13 protein-coding genes are annotated in these 16,540 nt (G+C 63.9%); 5 read left to right on the forward strand and 8 right to left on the reverse strand.

The features are described from left to right. Window positions 1-49: 49 nt before the first annotated feature. Window positions 50-805, forward strand: coding sequence for a COG4705 family protein (locus BLR26_RS08760; RefSeq protein ID WP_045197544.1), 756 nt, complete (start codon window positions 50-52; stop codon window positions 803-805). A 69-nt stretch (window positions 806-874) separates the two neighbouring features. Here the strand turns inward: BLR26_RS08760 and BLR26_RS08765 are convergent, their stop codons facing one another. From BLR26_RS08765 to bglX, 4 genes are all read right to left on the reverse strand, one after another. Further along, window positions 875-2,194, reverse strand: coding sequence for an MFS transporter (locus BLR26_RS08765; RefSeq protein WP_045197546.1), 1,320 nt, complete (start codon window positions 2,192-2,194; stop codon window positions 875-877). Between the two features lie 184 nt (window positions 2,195-2,378). Beyond that, window positions 2,379-3,713, reverse strand: coding sequence for a sigma-54-dependent transcriptional regulator (locus BLR26_RS08770; protein WP_093379978.1), 1,335 nt, complete (start codon window positions 3,711-3,713; stop codon window positions 2,379-2,381). Next, on the reverse strand, window positions 3,707-5,464 hold the full coding sequence (locus BLR26_RS08775) for a sensor histidine kinase (protein WP_093379981.1): 1,758 nt from the start codon (window positions 5,462-5,464) through the stop codon (window positions 3,707-3,709). Before BLR26_RS08775 ends, BLR26_RS08770 begins: the two co-directional genes overlap by 7 nt. A 60-nt stretch (window positions 5,465-5,524) precedes the next feature. Beyond that, window positions 5,525-7,816, reverse strand: a complete 2,292-nt coding sequence (bglX, locus tag BLR26_RS08780; protein ID WP_093379984.1) for a beta-glucosidase BglX — start codon at window positions 7,814-7,816, stop codon at window positions 5,525-5,527. 182 nt (window positions 7,817-7,998) lie between these two features. Between bglX and BLR26_RS08785 the strand changes: the two genes are divergently transcribed. The 4 genes from BLR26_RS08785 to BLR26_RS08800 all read left to right on the forward strand — a co-directional run bounded on the left by BLR26_RS08785 (window position 7,999) and on the right by BLR26_RS08800 (window position 11,309). Continuing rightward, window positions 7,999-8,601, forward strand: a complete 603-nt coding sequence (locus BLR26_RS08785; RefSeq protein WP_045197554.1) for a LemA family protein — start codon at window positions 7,999-8,001, stop codon at window positions 8,599-8,601. Next, window positions 8,601-9,338: a TPM domain-containing protein gene (locus BLR26_RS08790; RefSeq protein WP_093379987.1), complete on the forward strand. Its 738-nt coding sequence runs from the start codon at window positions 8,601-8,603 to the stop codon at window positions 9,336-9,338. The genes BLR26_RS08785 and BLR26_RS08790 overlap by 1 nt, the downstream gene beginning before the upstream one ends. Before the next feature lie 26 nt (window positions 9,339-9,364). Further along, window positions 9,365-9,982: a TPM domain-containing protein gene (locus BLR26_RS08795; protein WP_093379990.1), complete on the forward strand. Its 618-nt coding sequence runs from the start codon at window positions 9,365-9,367 to the stop codon at window positions 9,980-9,982. Between the two features lie 109 nt (window positions 9,983-10,091). Further along, entirely contained in the window at window positions 10,092-11,309 is a 1,218-nt protein-coding gene (locus BLR26_RS08800) for a class I SAM-dependent methyltransferase (RefSeq protein WP_093379993.1), read from the forward strand. Window positions 11,310-11,333: 24 nt separating this feature from the next. Here the strand turns inward: BLR26_RS08800 and BLR26_RS08805 are convergent, their stop codons facing one another. The 4 genes from BLR26_RS08805 to BLR26_RS08820 all read right to left on the reverse strand — a co-directional run bounded on the left by BLR26_RS08805 (window position 11,334) and on the right by BLR26_RS08820 (window position 16,481). After that, the gene (locus tag BLR26_RS08805; protein WP_045197562.1) at window positions 11,334-12,227 is read right to left on the reverse strand and encodes a DMT family transporter; all 894 of its coding nucleotides are present in this window, start codon (window positions 12,225-12,227) and stop codon (window positions 11,334-11,336) included. A gap of 95 nt (window positions 12,228-12,322) precedes the next feature. Continuing rightward, complete coding sequence (locus tag BLR26_RS08810) at window positions 12,323-14,878, reverse strand: TonB-dependent receptor (protein ID WP_371128669.1); 2,556 nt, start codon at window positions 14,876-14,878, stop codon at window positions 12,323-12,325. Window positions 14,879-14,991: 113 nt separating this feature from the next. Further along, the gene (locus tag BLR26_RS08815) at window positions 14,992-15,945 is read right to left on the reverse strand and encodes a FecR family protein (protein ID WP_093379996.1); all 954 of its coding nucleotides are present in this window, start codon (window positions 15,943-15,945) and stop codon (window positions 14,992-14,994) included. Further along, window positions 15,942-16,481 (reverse strand): RNA polymerase sigma factor, encoded by a 540-nt coding sequence (locus BLR26_RS08820; RefSeq protein WP_093379999.1) that lies wholly within the window; start codon window positions 16,479-16,481, stop codon window positions 15,942-15,944. Before BLR26_RS08820 ends, BLR26_RS08815 begins: the two co-directional genes overlap by 4 nt. Window positions 16,482-16,540 lie beyond the last annotated feature (59 nt).

Consider the following 16,540-nt stretch of genomic DNA (forward strand, 5'->3'; position numbering starts at 1 on the left):
ATCGGCGCTTGCGCAGTCTCTGCCGCACCTGACACTGGAGCGCTACCCGATGAATAAACTCCCCCAGATCACCTTGGCCTTCTGGGTCATGAAGATCTGCGCCACCACCCTCGGCGAGACCGCCGGCGACCTGCTTTCAATGACATTGAACGTGGGCTACGCCATGAGCTCGCTGATCCTGATCAGCGTGTTTCTCGCCACCCTGGTCACCCAACTGTTTTCCAGGGCCTACCACCCAGTGCTGTACTGGCTGGTAATCCTTTCTACCAGCACCGCCGGCACGACCATGTCCGACTTCATGGACCGCACGCTGGGCCTGGGCTACGCCACCGGCTCGGCGATCCTGATCGGCATTCTGTTGCTGACCTTTGCCCTCTGGCGCCTTAGCGGCAATCCGCTCAACGTCAATCACATCAAGACGCGCAAGGGCGAGCTGTTTTACTGGGTGGCGATCCTGTTCTCCAACACCCTGGGCACGGCGCTGGGCGACTACCTGGCAGACGATTCGGGCCTGGGCTTTGCCGGTGGCGCCTTGCTGATCGGCAGTGCCATCGGTTTGGTGGTGCTGGCCCGGTACTGGACCCGGCTGTCCGGCGTGGTGTTGTTCTGGATCGCCTTCGTGCTGACCCGGCCCTTTGGTGCGACTTTGGGCGACTTCCTCACCAAACCCCATGAAAAGGGCGGCCTGGACTTCGGCACGGTAGGCTCATCGGCGGTATTGGGCGGTATCTTGCTGGCGATGATCGGCCTGGCCTATTACTACAACAATCGCAATCAGCGCCAGGCACTGGCCGAGTTGTCCTGAACCGGGTCATGCAAAAAAGGGGCGTCCATTGCTGGACGCCCCTTTTCATTTACAGCGCAAAGTTGGCTGTCAGTCAGTGGTGATCCGCGAATGCTTGCGGGTGTCCTTCATGAATACATACACCAGCAACGAGCAGGCGATACAGGCGGTCACATACCAGTAGTAGCCGGTCTCCATGCCGATGCTCTTGAACCACAGCGCGACGTATTCAGCGGTACCGCCGAAGATCGACACGGTCAGGGCGTACGGCAGGCCAACGCCCAGGGCGCGGATTTCGGTCGGGAACAGCTCGGCTTTGACCACGGCGTTGATCGATGTGTAGCCGCTGACGATGATCAGCGCCGCCATGATCAGGAAGAACGCGCCCCACCAGGTTTCGATGGTGTGCAGGGTGGTCAGGATCGGGACCGTGCACAGGGTGCCGAGCACGCCGAAGGCGATCAGGATCGGGCGTCGGCCGATCTTGTCGGAGAGGCTGCCGATGACCGGCTGCAGGCACATGAACAGGAACAGGGTGGCCGCCGAAATGGTGGTCGAGTCGGAGATGCTCATGCCCACCGTGTTCACCAGGTACTTCTGCATGTAGGTGGTGTAGGTGTAGAAGGCCAGGGTGCCGCCCATGGTCAGGCCGACCACGGTAGCCAGCTCTTTCGGATGGCGCATCAGGGTGCGCATCAGGCTTTCCTTGGACTTTTCCTTCTTGGTGAAGGAGGCGGTTTCTTCCATGCCGCGACGCAGGTACAGGGCAACCACCGCGCACAGTGCGCCGATCACGAAGGGTACGCGCCAGCCCCAGGCATACAGCTGCTCGGTGGTCAGGGTCTGCTGCAAGATGATCAGCACCGCCAGGGCGATGAGCTGGCCGGAAATCAGCGTCACGTACTGGAAGCTGGAGAAGAAGCCACGGCGTTCCTTGGTGGCCATCTCGCTGAGGTAGGTGGCGGAGGTGCCGTACTCACCGCCTACCGACAGGCCTTGCATCAGGCGGGCGATGACCAGCAGTACCGGTGCGGCGACGCCGATGGTTTCATAGCCCGGGGTCAGGGCGATGACCAGCGAGCCTGCGCACATCAGCAGTACCGAGGCCATCAGTGCGGCCTTGCGGCCCTTGCGGTCGGCGTAGATACCCATCAGCCAGCCGCCGATCGGGCGCATCAAAAAGCCCACGGCGAAGATCGCAGCGGTGTTGAGCAACTGGGCAGTGGTGTCGCCAGCAGGGAAGAAGGCTTTGGCGAAGTACAGGGAAAACGCGGCGTAAACGTACCAGTCGTACCATTCGACCATGTTGCCGATCGAACCGCTGAAAATCGACTTGAGTCGGCTTCGGGTGGTTTTTTCCGCGGCGGGCGCAACGGCCGCCCCGGCGGGCAGGGTGGTGGAGTTATCCATCGAAGGGACCTTCATAGTTGTTTTTGTGGAGCGCGCCGAAACGCAGCCTGCCAGGGCTATAGCAGAAGCTGTGCCAGGTGCTGGAAGCCCGGTCTAGAAGGGTTGTATGGATGTGGTGAGCGGAAATCCGCCTATTCAAACGGGTGGGTCGGCGAAAATCCGCTTATGTTGATCGGCGTTTCGATCAAGCAGGGCCGAGAAAATCTTCACGCAACAGGCCGTGGCGTTGCATCTTCTCGTTGAGGGTGCGCCGCGGCAGTTGCAGCTCTTCCATGACCGCCTTGATCTCGCCCTTGTGCCGGCTCAAGGCGGCGCGCAGGCACTGGGCCTCGAAGGCCTCCTGCTGGGCGGCCAGCGACTGCCCGGCTTCGATGGGCGCCGCTGCCGGCTCGCCCAGGCCCAGGGCATGGCGTTCGGCGGCGTTGGCCAGTTCACGGACGTTGCCCGGCCAGTCGTGCCCCAGCAGCTTGCCCAGGTGCGCGCCACTGAGTAGCGGCGCGTTGCGGCCAACGCGCTCGGCGGCCAGACGGGCAAAGTGGTTGAACAGCAGCGGAATGTCTTCACGGCGCTCGCGCAACGGCGCCAGGCGCAATTCGGCGACGTTCAGGCGGTACGCGAGGTCTTCGCGAAAGCGTCCGGCGCGGGCTTCTTCAAGCAGGTCGGGCTTGGTTGCGGCGATGATCCGCAGGTCGACGCTGATGCTCTGGTTGGCGCCCAGGCGTTCGAGCTTCTGCTCCTGCAGCACGCGCAGCAGCTTGGCCTGCTGGGCCAGCGGCATGCTTTCGATTTCGTCGAGGAACACCGTGCCGCCGTTGGCGTATTCAAGCTTGCCGATGCGCTTGCCCTGGGCGCCGGTGAAGGCGCCGCTTTCATGGCCGAACAGCTCGGCCTCGAACAGTTGCTCTGGGATTGCCGCGCAGTTGAGGGCAACGAAAGGCTTGCCGGCGCGCGGGCCGAAGTCGTGCAGGCAGCGTGCGACCTGCTCCTTGCCGCTGCCGGTTTCGCCGCGAATCAGCACATTGACCGGCAGGCTGGCGAGGTCCAGCACCTGCTTGCGCAACTGCTGCATGCCCAGGGACACACCCAGCAGGTTCGCCTCCAGGCGCACCTTGAAATCGGCCTGCTCATGCAGGCGGCGGTTCTCCAGCACCAGCTGGCGTTTTTCCAGGGCGCGGCGCAGGCTGCCGAGCAGGGCTTCGGGGCTGAAGGGTTTTTCCAGAAAGTCGTAGGCGCCGTTGCGCATGGCCTCGACCGCCATCGGCACATCGCCGTGCCCGGTGAGCAGAATCACCGGCAGGTCGGCATCGCTGGCCTGCAGCTTTCCAAGCAACTGCAGGCCGTCCATCCCTGGCATGCGCACGTCACTGAGGATCACCCCGGGGAAGTGCCCGGGCAGTTGCTCAAGGCAGTCTTCGGCGCGGCTGAACAGTTGCACGTTGAAGCCCGACAGGCTCAGCCACTGCTCTACGGCGGTGCGGATGCTGGCTTCATCGTCGACGACCATTACTGAGTTCAACATGCAGGTTCCGGGTCCATAGGCAGGGTCAGGCTGAAACGGGCGCCGCCGGGCTGGTTTTCAACCTGCAGGCGGCCACCGGCTTCGTGAATGATGCCATAGGAAATCGCCAGGCCCAGGCCCAATCCTTCGCCCACCGGCTTGGTGGTGAAGAACGGGTCGAAGACACTGCCCAGGTGTTCGGCGGGGATACCGCCACCGCTGTCGAGCACGCTCAGGCGCCAGTGCTCCTGCTCGGCATCGATGCGCACCTCAAGGCGTTTGTAGCTCTTTTCGGCCATGGCATCCAGGGCGTTACGCAGCAGGTTGATCAGCACCTGCTCAAGGCGGATCGCATCGCCGCGCACCCAGGCCGGGCGGGCCAGGTACAGGGCGACGCTGACGTCTTCGGCGCGGATCCGCGCATCGAGCAACTGCAGCGCCTGGTCGACCACGGTGGCCAGGTCCAGGCGTTCGCGCAGGCCGCTGGGGCTGTTGCGGGCGAAGGTCTTCAGGTGCCCGGTGAGCGCCGCCATGCGCGTCAGCATCTGCTCCAGCGGCTCCAGGGCCTGGCGCGCTTCGTCCAGGCGCTGGTTGTCGAGCAGCAGGCGCAGGGTTGCCAGTTGCATGCGCTGGGTGGTCAAGGGTTGGTTGATTTCGTGGGCCAGGGCCGCCGACATCTGCCCCAGCGCCGCCAGTTTGGCCGATTGCACCAGGCCTTCCTGGGCGGTGCGCAGGTCGCGGGTGCGGGCCTCGACCAGGCGTTCGAGCTCTTCGCGGCTGCGTTGGCGCAAGCGCGCCAGGCGCAGGCGCTGGCTGATGAACAACAGGGCGAACACCAGGCTTAGCCACACGGCAGCGGCGGCCAGCGCGGCGTTGCGCCCGTCATCGCTGACCTGCGGCTTGCGCAGCAGGTGCAGGGTCCAGCCTTCGGCCTCCAGCGGCAGGCTTTCCCACAGGTAATCGGTGCTGCCCTCGGGGCCCTGCACGCGCATCAGGTGGCTGTTGGCGTCGAAGCTGCTGAGGATATGGTGCTGCAATGGCACCAGCGGTTGCTTGTCGTACTGGCGGGTAGCGGCCAGTTCCGCGCGGTCGGCGCTGCTCAATGGTTGCAGTTCGCGGTAGCGCCAGCCGTCCTGGTTGGCGATGAAGATGATCCCGCGGGCGTCGCTGACCAGGAGGATATCGCTGCCCTGGCGCCATTCGCGCTCAAGCTCGGGGAACTCCAGCTTGACCACCATGGCGCCGAGAAAGCGGCTGTTTTCATCATGCACGGCACTGGACAAGAAATACCCCGGCACGCCGCTGGTCACGCCCACCGCATAGAAGCGGCCGCTGCCCTGGCTGCGGGTCTGCTTGAAGTACGGGCGAAAGCCATAGTTGGAGCCGACATAGGTGCTGGGCAGGCGCCAGTTGCTGGCGGCCACGGCCAGGCCGGTGCGGTCGAGCAGTTCCAGGGTCGAGGAATTGGCCGCGCCGTTGATGCGTTCCAGTTTGCGGTTCAGGGCGTCCTGCACCGGGCCTGCGACTGGCCCGCGCAAGGCGCTGATCAGTTCCGGGTCGAGTGCCAGCACGGCGGGCAAGGCGCGGTAGCGCTCGATCAGGGTGTGCAGCGACGTGGCATACAGCCCCAGTTGCTCATTGGCCCGGCGGGCATCCTCGACCATCGACTGGCGCTTGGCATGGTGCATGGCCCAGCCTGCGGTCAGCAGGGTACCGGCAAGGATGAAGAACAGAATCAGGCCCAGACGCAGGGCGCGAAAGGAAGAAGGCATGGTGCAAGTCCCGGCAGTGGGGAAGGCCTCCTGGCCTTCCCTTGGAGCATGGCAACGTTGTTACAGCAGCTCGAAGCTCTGTTGTTGCACGGCCTGCGAATCGAGGCCGACCTGGACCCGGAACTCGCCCGGTTCCGCCGCCCATTGCAGCTGGCCGTTGTAGAACTTCAGGTCGTCGGCTTTGATGGTGAAGCGCAGGGTGCGTTCTTCGCCAGCCTTGAGCATGACTTTCTGGAAGTTCTTCAGCTCCTTGACCGGGCGGCTCATGGACGCGGTGACGTCCTGCAGGTACAGCTGCACCACGGTTTCGCCATCACGCTTGCCGGTGTTCTTGACCACGATGCTGGCTTCCAGGTCCTGGCCCTGTTTGACCGTCTTGCTCGAAAGCTTCAGGTTCGCCAGGCTGAAGTCGCTGTAGCTCAGGCCGTAGCCGAAGGGGTACAGCGGGCCGTTTGGCTCTTCAAAGTACTGCGAGGTGTAGTTGCCTGGCTTGCCTGGGGTGAACGGGCGGCCGATGCTCAGGTGGTTGTAGTACATCGGGATCTGCCCGACCGAGCGCGGGAAGGTGATCGCCAGCTTGCCCGACGGGTTGTAGTCGCCGAACAGCACGTCGGCAATGGCGTTGCCGCCTTCGGTGCCGCTGAACCAGGTTTCCAGAATCGCATCGGCCTGCTCGCGTTCCCAGGCCAGCGACAGCGGCCGGCCGTTCATCAGCACCAGCACCAGCGGTTTGCCGGTGGCTTTCAGGGCCTTGATCAGCTCGCGCTGGGCGGCGGGGATTTCCAGGGTGGTGCGGCTGGACGATTCGTGGGACATGCCACGGGACTCGCCCACCACCGCCACCACCACGTCGGACTGCCTGGCAGTCTTGACCGCTTCATCGATCAGCACCGCGGCAGGGCGCGGATCGTCGATGATTTCCGGGGCATCGAAGTTGAGGAAGTTCAGGTAGTCGAGGATGGCCTTGTCGTGGGTGATGTTGGAGCCTTTGGCGTAGATCACCTTGGCCTTGTCACCGAGCGCCTGGCGCATGCCTTCGCGCACAGTGATCGATTGCTGCGGGCGGCCGGCGGCGGCCCAGCTGCCCATCATGTCGATCGGGGCATCGGCCAGCGGGCCGACCAGGGCGATGGTGCCGGCTTTTGCCAGCGGCAGGGTCTGCTGGCGGTTTTCCAGCAAGACCAGGCTGCGGCGCGCGACGTCACGGGCCTCGGCGCGGTGCAGGCGGCTGTCGGCATAGGTGTCGGCCGGGTCGTCGCTGGCCTTGCCGATGCGCCGGTAGGGGTCTTCGAACAGGCCCATGTCGTACTTGGCACCGAGCACTTCGCGCACGGCGTTGTCGATATCGGCCTGCTGGATTTCACCGGCCTTGAGCAGGCTGGCCAGCTCTTCGCCGTACAGCGAGTCGTTCATGCTCAGGTCGATGCCGGCCTTGATCGCCAGCTTGGCGGCTTCGCGGCCATCGCGGGCGACACCGTGACGCACCAGTTCGGTGATCGCCCCGTGGTCGCTGACGGTCACGCCTTTGAAGCCCCAGTCCTTGCGCAGCAGGTCGTTCATCAACCAGGTGTTGGAGGTCGCCGGTACGCCGTTGATCGAGTTCAGCGCCACCATGACCCCACCGGCGCCGGCATCGATGGCGGCGCGGTAGGGTGGCAGGTAGTCGTTGAACATCTTGGTCGGGCTCATGTCGACCGTGTTGTAGTCGCGCCCGCCTTCCACCGCGCCGTACAGGGCGAAGTGCTTGACCGCGGCCATCAGGCTGGTTGCCGCCGCCGGGCTCGGGCCCTGGAAGGATTCGACCATCACCTTGGAGATGCGCGAGACCAGGTAGGTGTCTTCGCCGAAGCCTTCACTGGTACGGCCCCAGCGCGGGTCGCGGGCGATGTCGACCATCGGTGCGAAGGTCATGTCGATGCCGTCGGAGGCGGCCTCGGCGGCGGACACCCGGCCAACCTTGGCGATCGCTTCCATGTCCCAGCTGGCGGCCAGGCCCAGGCTGATCGGGAAGATCGTGCGGTGGCCGTGGATCACGTCGTAGGCGAAGAACATCGGGATCTTCAGCCGGCTCTTGGCGGCGGCATCCTGCATCGGCCGGTTTTCTGCGCGGGTGATCGAGTTGAAGGTACCGCCGATGCGGCCGGCAGCGATTTCCTTGCGGATCATCTCGCGGGGCATTTCCGGGCCGATGCTGATCAGGCGCAACTGGCCGATCTTTTCATCCAGGGTCATCTGCTTGATCAGGTTGGCGATGAACGCCTGTTTGTCCTGCAGCGGGGCGGCAGAGGTGTCGGCAAAGGCCGATTGACTGGCCAGGCTGACAACCAGACCCAGCAAACACAGCTTGTTCATGAATTCTGTTCTCAAGGCTTGCGGCAGTATTCACGGTGATACTGCCCAGCCGAAGTTGGGGAAGCGGCTATTGTTGTAGTTTGCTGGGGCATCTTTTAGCCGATTGGGCGATCCCGATCCAGCGGCGATGACGGATTATGCCTCAAGTCCGGTGAATCACGGCGATCAAGGAGCGTAGCGACATGCAGGTAATTCAATTCAAGGGCGTACGCCTGTGGCTGCTGCTGATGCTTGGCAGCCTGCTGGCCGGTTGCGGGATCAACAACATCCCCAACTACGACGAGCAGGTAAAGGCCGCCTGGGCTCAGGTGCAGAACCAGTACCAGCGCCGCGCCGACCTGATTCCCAACCTGGTCGAAACGGTCAAAGGCTACGCCAGGCAGGAGCAGGAAACCCTGACCGCGGTCATAGAAGCCCGGGCCAAGGCGACCTCGATCCAGGTCGATGCCAGTACGCTGGACGATCCACAAAAGTTGCAACAATTTCAGCAGGCGCAGTCGCAGCTGACCGGGGCCTTGAGCCGCTTGATGGTGGTGTCCGAGCGTTACCCGGACCTCAAGTCGAACCAGAACTTCCTGGCCTTGCAGTCGCAACTGGAAGGCACCGAGAACCGCATCGCCGTGGCGCGCAAGGATTTCATCGCCGCCGTGCAGCGCTACAACACCGAGATTCGCACCTTTCCCGGGCGCCTCTGGCACAGCGTAATGTACAGCGACCTGCCGATCCGCGAGAACTTCGAGGCCACCAGCGCCGATGCCGAAAAAGCGCCTGAAGTGAAATTCTGATGCGCCTGTTCAAGCTTGCGCTGCTGCTAGCGCTGCTGATCGCTACGCCGCTGCGCGCCGAGCTCAGCTTCCCGGCGCTGAGCGGGCGGGTGGTGGACAACGCCGGCCTGCTCGACGGTGCCAGCCGCAGCCAGCTCGACAACATGCTCAAGGCCCATGAGCAGGGCACCGGCGAACAGGTCGTGGTGGTGACCCTGGCCGACCTGCAGGGGCAGAGCATCGAAGACTACGGCTACCAGCTCGGCCGTCACTGGGGCATTGGCCAGAAAGGCAAGGACAACGGCGCGCTGTTGATCGTCGCCCCCCAGGAGCGCAAGCTGCGCATCGAAGTCGGCTATGGCCTGGAAGAGCGCCTGACCGATGCGCAGTCGTCGGTGATCATCAACCGCATCATCACCCCGGCGTTTCGTCGTGGCGAGTACAGTCAGGGCATCGTCCAGGGCACGGCGGCGATACTCCAGGTGCTGGGCGGCAACCCCTTGGCCGAGCCTTCGCGGGCGCTGGGCAACGATGGCCAGGACGGTGCGCCGGCCTGGGGCATCGGTTTGTTCATCCTGCTGATCCTGGTGGTGTTCGCCCTGCAGTCGCTGGGCCTTGGCGGCAGCGGGCGCGGCGGCATGGGCGGCGGTTTCGGCGGTGGCTACGGCGGCGGTGGTTTTGGCGGCGGCGGTGGCGGAGGGGGCTTCAGCGGTGGCGGGGGCAGCTTCGGCGGCGGTGGGTCGTCGGGGGGCTGGTAAATGAACAACAACGGGTAGCGCAGCGCATGACTTTGCTCACTGAACAACAACAGCGCCAGGTCGCTGAAGCCATTGCCCGGGTCGAGCGGCATACCGATGCCGAACTGGTCACGGTGCTGGCCAGCCGCGCCGACGACTATGCCTATATCCCCTTGCTGTGGGCCAGCCTGCTGGCCCTGGTGGTGCCGGGCGTCGTCCATTACCTCAGCGGCTGGATGAGCGTGCACAGTTTGCTGATCGTGCAGTGGCTGACCTTTATTGCCTTGTGCCTGCTGTTTCGCATCCCGTCGCTGACCACCCGCCTGATTCCGCGCTCGGTGCGCCACTGGCGCGCGGCGAACCTGGCCCGCCGGCAGTTTCTCGAACAGAACCTGCACCACACCGTGGGTGGCACCGGCATGCTGATCTTTGTCAGCGAGGCCGAGCGCTATGTCGAGATTCTCGTCGATGAAGGCATCTCCCGGCACCTGGACAACAAGGTCTGGGACGCGATCGTCAAGCGCTTTACCGCACAGGTGCGCCAGGGCCAGACGCTGCAGGGGTTCGTCAGTTGCATCGAGGCCTGCGGCGAGCTGCTGCGCACCCATGTGCCGCAGACTCACGAGCGCAACGAGCTGCCCAACCGCCTGGTGGTGCTCGGTTAGCCGCGGCGGCATCGGTCGACAAAAGCTGTGCAGGGAAAGCGCATCCACGTAAAATTCCCGGCACTGCGCATCCCTGCGCCCCCTCCGCAACCCGAGGCACCCTTTCCCGATGTCCGATTCCCCCACCGCCCAGGCCGCGCCGGATGCGCGTGCGCAGTTTCTGAGCCTGCTCGCCACCAGCCTGGAACAGAACGCCCTGATCAAGCTGGTGCTGGCGCGCCATGTCGGCAACGAAGAAACCCTGCAGCGCATCATCGCCAAGCCGCTGACAGTCAAGGGCCAGGCTTGCGTGTCGTTCGTCTACCGCTACAAGACCCGCGACATCACCCGCAACCTGGGCAACGATGAAGCCCTGGCGCTGGTCGATGAGCTGCTGCCGGCGTCGTTTCGCAACGCCCATCTGCTCAGCCTCAGCGACGAAGCGCAGCTGGAATTCAGCAAGAAGGGCAAGCCGATGCTCCATCGCAGCGCCGTGCAGCAGGCGCGCCAGGCGCCGGCCGGGGAGCATGACCGCGAGAAAAAGCGCTACCTGGAGCTGAGCCGGCCGTTCTTGCACGACCTGGGCGTGACCGACAAGCAGCAGGCGCTGATCCCGGCGATGTCGCGCAAGTGGAAGCAGATCAACAAGTTCATCGAAGTGTTTTCCCATGCCCTGAATTCGGCGCCGCTGGCCGCCGACCAGACGCTGCGGGTGGCCGACTTCGGCTCGGGCAAGGGCTACCTGACTTTCGCCATCCACGATTACCTGCGCAATACCCTGCAGCGCGAGGCGCAGGTTACCGGCGTCGAACTGCGCGCGGACATGGTCGAGCTGTGCAACGCCGCGGCCTCGCGCCTGGAGCACCCGGGCCTGGTGTTCGAATGCGGTGACGTGCGCAGTGTGGTGCCCAGCGCCATCGAGGTGATGATCGCCTTGCATGCCTGCGATATCGCCACCGATTACGCGATTCATACCGGCATTCGTTGCGGCGCGGCGATCATCATGTGCTCGCCGTGCTGCCACAAGCAGATCCGCCCGCAACTGCACAGCCCAGGCTTGCTCAAGCCGATGCTGCAGTACGGATTGCACCTGGGCCAGCAGGCCGAGATGCTCACCGACAGCTTGCGCGCCTTGTACCTGGAAGCCTGCGGTTACGAAACCAAGGTTTTCGAGTTCATTTCCCTGGAGCACACCAACAAGAACAAGATGATCCTGGCGGTCAAGCGCCAGGCACCGGTTGAGGCTTCAGCATTGTTGGAGAAGATCCAGCAGCTCAAGGACTTCTACGGGGTCAAGGAGCATTGCCTGGAGACCTTGTTGCGCGCCGATGGCTTGATTCCTGCCTGAATCATCGCGGGGCAAGTCGAGGCGTCAGCCCAGGCCCCGCACAGGCGCAGGCTGCACCCGGGTCTTGCGCCCCAGCACCACCGTGGCAATCACCCCGGCGGCAAACAGCCAGGTAATCGGCTCGACCTGCTCGCCAAAGAACAGCGCCGAAAAGGCGATGGTGAAGAAGATCTGCAGCAGCTGGATCTGGCTTACCCGGGCAATGCCGCCCAAGGCCAGCCCGGCGTACCAGGCAAAGAAGCCGATGAACTGCGAGAACAGCGACACATAGCCGAACGCCCACCAGGCCTTGGCACTTACCGGCCCCTGGTGCTGCAGGGCCAGGTAGATCACCGGTCCGAGCAACAGCGGCGCCGACAGCACCAGCGCCCAGCAGATCACCTGCCAACCGCCCATTTCCCGCGCCAGCCGGCCGCCTTCGGCATACCCCAGGCCGCCCACGGCAATCGCCGCGAGCATCAGCAGGTCGCCGGCCTGGATCTGCCCGGCGCCCATGATCATCGCGTAGGCCAGCACCAGCGCACTGCCCAGCGCGGCGCAGGCCCAGAAGGCTTTCGATGGCCGCTCATGGGACAACCAGGCGGCGTACACCGCCACGCATAAAGGCTGCAGGCCGTTGACCAGTGCTCCGTGGGACGCCGGCACGCTTTGCATGGCCCAGGCCGAGAACACCGGAAAGCCGAGGATCACCCCCAGCGCCACCAGGCTCAGGCCCTTGATCTGCGCCCAGGTTGGCCATTTTTCCCGGCGCCAGAGCAGCAGCGCCGCAGCCGGGATCGCCGCCAGCAAGGCCCGCCCCAGGCCGTTGAGCAAGGGGTGTAGCTCCTGTACGACGATGCGCGTCATGGGCAGGGTCAGGCTGAAAATAATCACACCGAGAAGGCCAAGGGCCATCCCGGTGTTTTCGCGGCTGGACATACGGAGCGCCTGTGGCAGATAAGTGCTTTCATTGAGCCACAGGGCGGACGGATGATCTTGTTACAGTTGCTGACAAGTTCATCCGTACAGTTGCCTCAGAAGAAGCGGGTGATGCTGACCTTGGCGTTCCGGCCCTGGCTGTAGGCGTACTCGCCACTGAGCTCGGAGCGGTAGTCCTTGTTGAACAGGTTGTCCACCGTCAGGTTCACCTCGGTGCCTTTCAGGTAAGGCTGCTGCGGCTTCCAGTTGGCGAACAGGCCATGGATCTGATAGTCGTCGTTGGCATAGTGGTCGTAATAGCGATCACCCAGGGCGCTGGCCGGGCCTTCGCGGTAGTTGTCGCTCGGCAGGCGGTCGGTCTTGCGCACGAACTGCGCCTGCCAGCCGACCTTGGCGTCCCAGCTGGGGATCTTCACACCCAGGGTGGTGATCCATTTCGGTGCCGGAATGTCCTTGGCCCAGACGTCCGGCCCCCAAGGGTTGGTGTAGGCGCCTTCATGGCGGCCGGTCATCCACGAGTAGGACACCGAACCGAACAGGTAGGTCGAGTCGTAGAAGCTTTCGACCTCGAAGCCCTTGATGGTCACACCCTTGAGGTTGCGGTAGTTGGACATCAGGCCTTTACCGCAGGCGTCGGAGATGCTTTCGCCCTTGGCCAGCTGTGCTTCGCAGCCGATGCCGGTGGCCTTGAAGATCTCGTCCTTGATCTCGTTACGAAACAGCGTGGTGCGGATCTGCATGCTGTCGTCAGCGGTGAAGACGTTGGCAAAGTCGGTGACGTTACCGGCACGCAGGGCGGTGATGCGTTCCGGGTCGAGGTTGCGGCTGCTGGCGGTGCGGCTGCCGATGCCCTGGACTTCGTATTGCTCATCAAGCACCGGAGCGCGCCAGGTCTTGCTGTAGTCGGCAAAGAAGGCGGTGTTGGCGGTGGCTTTCCAGAACACTGACAGGCGTGGCGACCAACCGGTGTAGGTTTTTTCGCTGTAGTCGTGGCCATTCTCGGCAACGTTGTAGTACGGCGCCTGGTTCGGCTTGCCCTTGTTGGCAACATGGTCGTAGCGCAGCGACGGGGTGATGGTCACGTCACCGAGGGTGATGGCGTCCTGGATGAAATAGCCCTGGCTGTCGACGGTGCCGCTGGGCATGAAGTACGGCTGGTAGTGGCCGTTGTTGTACTTGGGAATCTCGTAGCTTTTGCCGGGCATCCACATCTGTGTGTCACGGTCGTGGTGGCGGATCTGAAAGCCGCTGGTGAAGGCGTGCTCCAGCGGGCCGGTGGTAAACAGGCTGGTGTTGCGCACATCGAGCATCTGGTCCTGGTATTCGGTGTCCATCTTGCGCCCGCCGGTGGACGGCTGGAAGAACGCCGTGGCATCGCGCTCGTCGGTCTGCTTGGTGTCGGACTCGGAGTATTTGACCTGCAGGTCGATCAGCGGGTTGTTCACCGGCTGGTACTTGTAGGTGGTCGACCAGGTGGTGTCGGTGGTCGTGCGATTGGCCAGGAAGCGCTTGAGGGCATCCTTGTAGCCGAACCTGTTGATGTCCGACTGGGTCGGCGGCGTCGGGTAGGCGGTGGAAGAGAACGGCGCCCAGCGCTCACTTTCCGAGCGCGACCAGGAGAAGCCCAGGCTGTGCTCGTCGGTAAAGTGCATGTTGGCCTTGAGCAGCGCGCCGTCCAGGTCCAGGGCACTGTTGGGCAGGCGCTGGGGGTTGATCGGGTAGCGGCCCTCGGGGTCGGGCAGGGTACCGGCCAGTTTCATGTCATCGCCGTCGCGCTTGGTCAGGTACACCAGGGCGTCCATGCGGCCATCGTCGGTGCGACCGAACAATGCCGAGCTGTAGACCTGCTGATGGTCGTTGCTGGCATAACCATACTTGAGCATGGCGCCGCTGTTGCGACCTTCCTGGAGCAGGTCGGGGGCGTCCTTGGTGGTCATGTTGACGCTGCCGCCGAAGCCGCCGTTGCCGGTGTAGATCGAGTGCGGGCCCTTTTCTACTTCGATGTTCTTGATCAGCTCCGGCTCGATGAAGATGGTGCCTTGCTGATAGCGCTCAAAGCCGCTCTTGGTCGCGCCGTCGACGGTCATCGGCACGTCTTCGGCATCGCCCAGGCCCCAGATGTTGATGGTCTGGCCGCCGGGCTTGGCCGAACCGCCCATGTTCACCCCGGGCAGGGTCGCGAGCACGCTGGGGATGTTGCTCGGCTGATAGCGGTCGATGTCTTCCTGGGTCAGGGTCGAGCGGCCGACGGTGCTCGGGTCGACCTGCTGGCCGTTACCCACCACGCTCACCGCGCCAAGCTGGATGCTGTTGTCGGCGGTAGCATCGTTGTCTTCACGCAGGCGCACCACATAGGTGTTGCCGACCTTGACCAGGGCAAAGCGGCTGTTGTGCAGCAACTGGCTGATTGCTTCGAGCGGTTCGTAAGCACCTTGCAGCGCCGGGGCCTGGACGCTGTTGAGCAAGGATTCGTCAAACAGCAGCTGCAGCTTGGCCTGCTGCGCCAGCTGGCTCAGCGACGTCGCCAGCGGCTGCGCCGGCAGGTTCAGTTGCACCGGTGCGGCCTGGGCCTGCAGGCTCAGGGCCAGGCACGCGGCCAGCAGCGAAGGACGAACAGACAACGGCTTGAAAGGAGCAAACGCACGCAAGATAAAACCCCCAATACGGCAACAAAGGCCAGAAAAGGCCTGCAGTGATTACGCAGACGGGAGGAAGACGCAGGGCTGCGGAAAACCCTCACATGCGAATGAAAAATATTCTCAAATTATTGTTTGCGTTCGATCCGCACCCGACCGTCGGCAAGGTTCACCGCCTTGATCGGCAGCAGCACTGGCAGCGCAGTGAGCAGGGCGTCAGGGTCGTTGACGTCGAGATTGCCCGAGACCTTGTAGCGGCCCAACGAGGGATCGGCGAGCAGCACCGGTGCCGTACGGTAAAGCGACAGTTCGTCGATCAGGCTGGCCAGTTCGCGGTTGCGAAAACTCACGTGGCCGCTGCGCCAGTCGGCGATTTCTGCTGCGCTCAGGTTGTGCACGTTGAGGCTGCCGCGGGCCAGGTCATAAACCGCTCGCTGGCCGGCGCTCAGTAGCAGCGGCGGGCGATTCTCGCCGGGGGTTTCCAGCGCTACCTGGCCGTGGGCGACGCTGAGCACCAGCTCCTGCTGGCCGCGGCGCAGGTCGAAACCGGTACCCACCACGCGTACCCGGGCGTTGCCGGCATCGACGAACAGCGGCCGCTCCTTGTCGGGCGCCACTTCGATGTACAGCTGGCCCTGGTCGAGGCGAATCAGCCGGCGTTCGTTGTCAAAACTCAGGCTCAGCCGGGTGCGGGCGTTGACGTCCAGCTGGCTGCCATCGGGCAGGGCCAGGTGTTGTGGGCGTTCGCTCTGCGCGGCCAGTTGTTGCTGGTGATGGCGGTTCGGCAGGCCCAGGTTGGCCGCCAGCAGCGCACACACCAGCCCGGCGGCGATGGCCAGGGCCGGGCGCCAGCGCAACGGTTGGCGGCTGGGCAGGGCGACCGGTTTGTTCAGGCTCTTGAGCGCAGCCAGGTCGTCCCAGAGCTGTTCGAACTGGGCATAGGCGCGGGCATGCTCGGGGTTTTGCAGCCACTGGGCGAAGGCCTTGCGGGCTGTGCGCGAGTTGTCGTTGCGGTTACGGGTAAACCAGCTGGCCGCCTGGGCATCGATGCTGCGCTTATCGATTTCAGGAGTGGGGGTCATTCTGGCTGCTCCATGCCGTTGTCACTGTCCAGGCGATGCTTGCAATGCAGCAGGGCCGCGGCGATGTGCTTTTCCACCATGCTTACGGAAATGCCCATGCGCGTGCTGATCTGCGCCTGCGTCAAACCTTCGAAGCGGTGCAGCATAAGGGCTTCGCGGCGGCGCGGCGAGAGTTCGGCGAGGACAAGTTTCAATTGTTCCAGGCGTTGTTGCTGCTGGGCATGCTTGAGCGGGTCGCTGGCGGTGCCGGCCGGTGTCTGTTCGCTGGCCTGGGCATCCTCGTCGAGCACGCTGTGGCGCACCTTCTGCCGACGCCAGTGATCGCTGAGCAGGTTGCGCGCCATCTGGAACAGAAACGCCCGTGGTTGCTCGACCCGCGCCCGGTCGCGATAGCCCAGCCACTGGGTGAACACGTCCTGGGTCATGTCTGCCGCATCGTTGGCATTGTCCATGCGCTTGCGCAAAAAATGCAGGATGTCGGCATAGAACCCGCGGCAGGTGTCGTGGGCAAAAGGGTCGGGTTTGGGGCGCGGCATGCAAGCTTTCCAGGACGGACCGGAGAGAAAGGTTGCGAATGGTATCGAGAATAATTGTT

This window comes from Pseudomonas sp. UC 17F4, from assembly GCF_900101695.1.
Taxonomy (GTDB): domain Bacteria; phylum Pseudomonadota; class Gammaproteobacteria; order Pseudomonadales; family Pseudomonadaceae; genus Aquipseudomonas.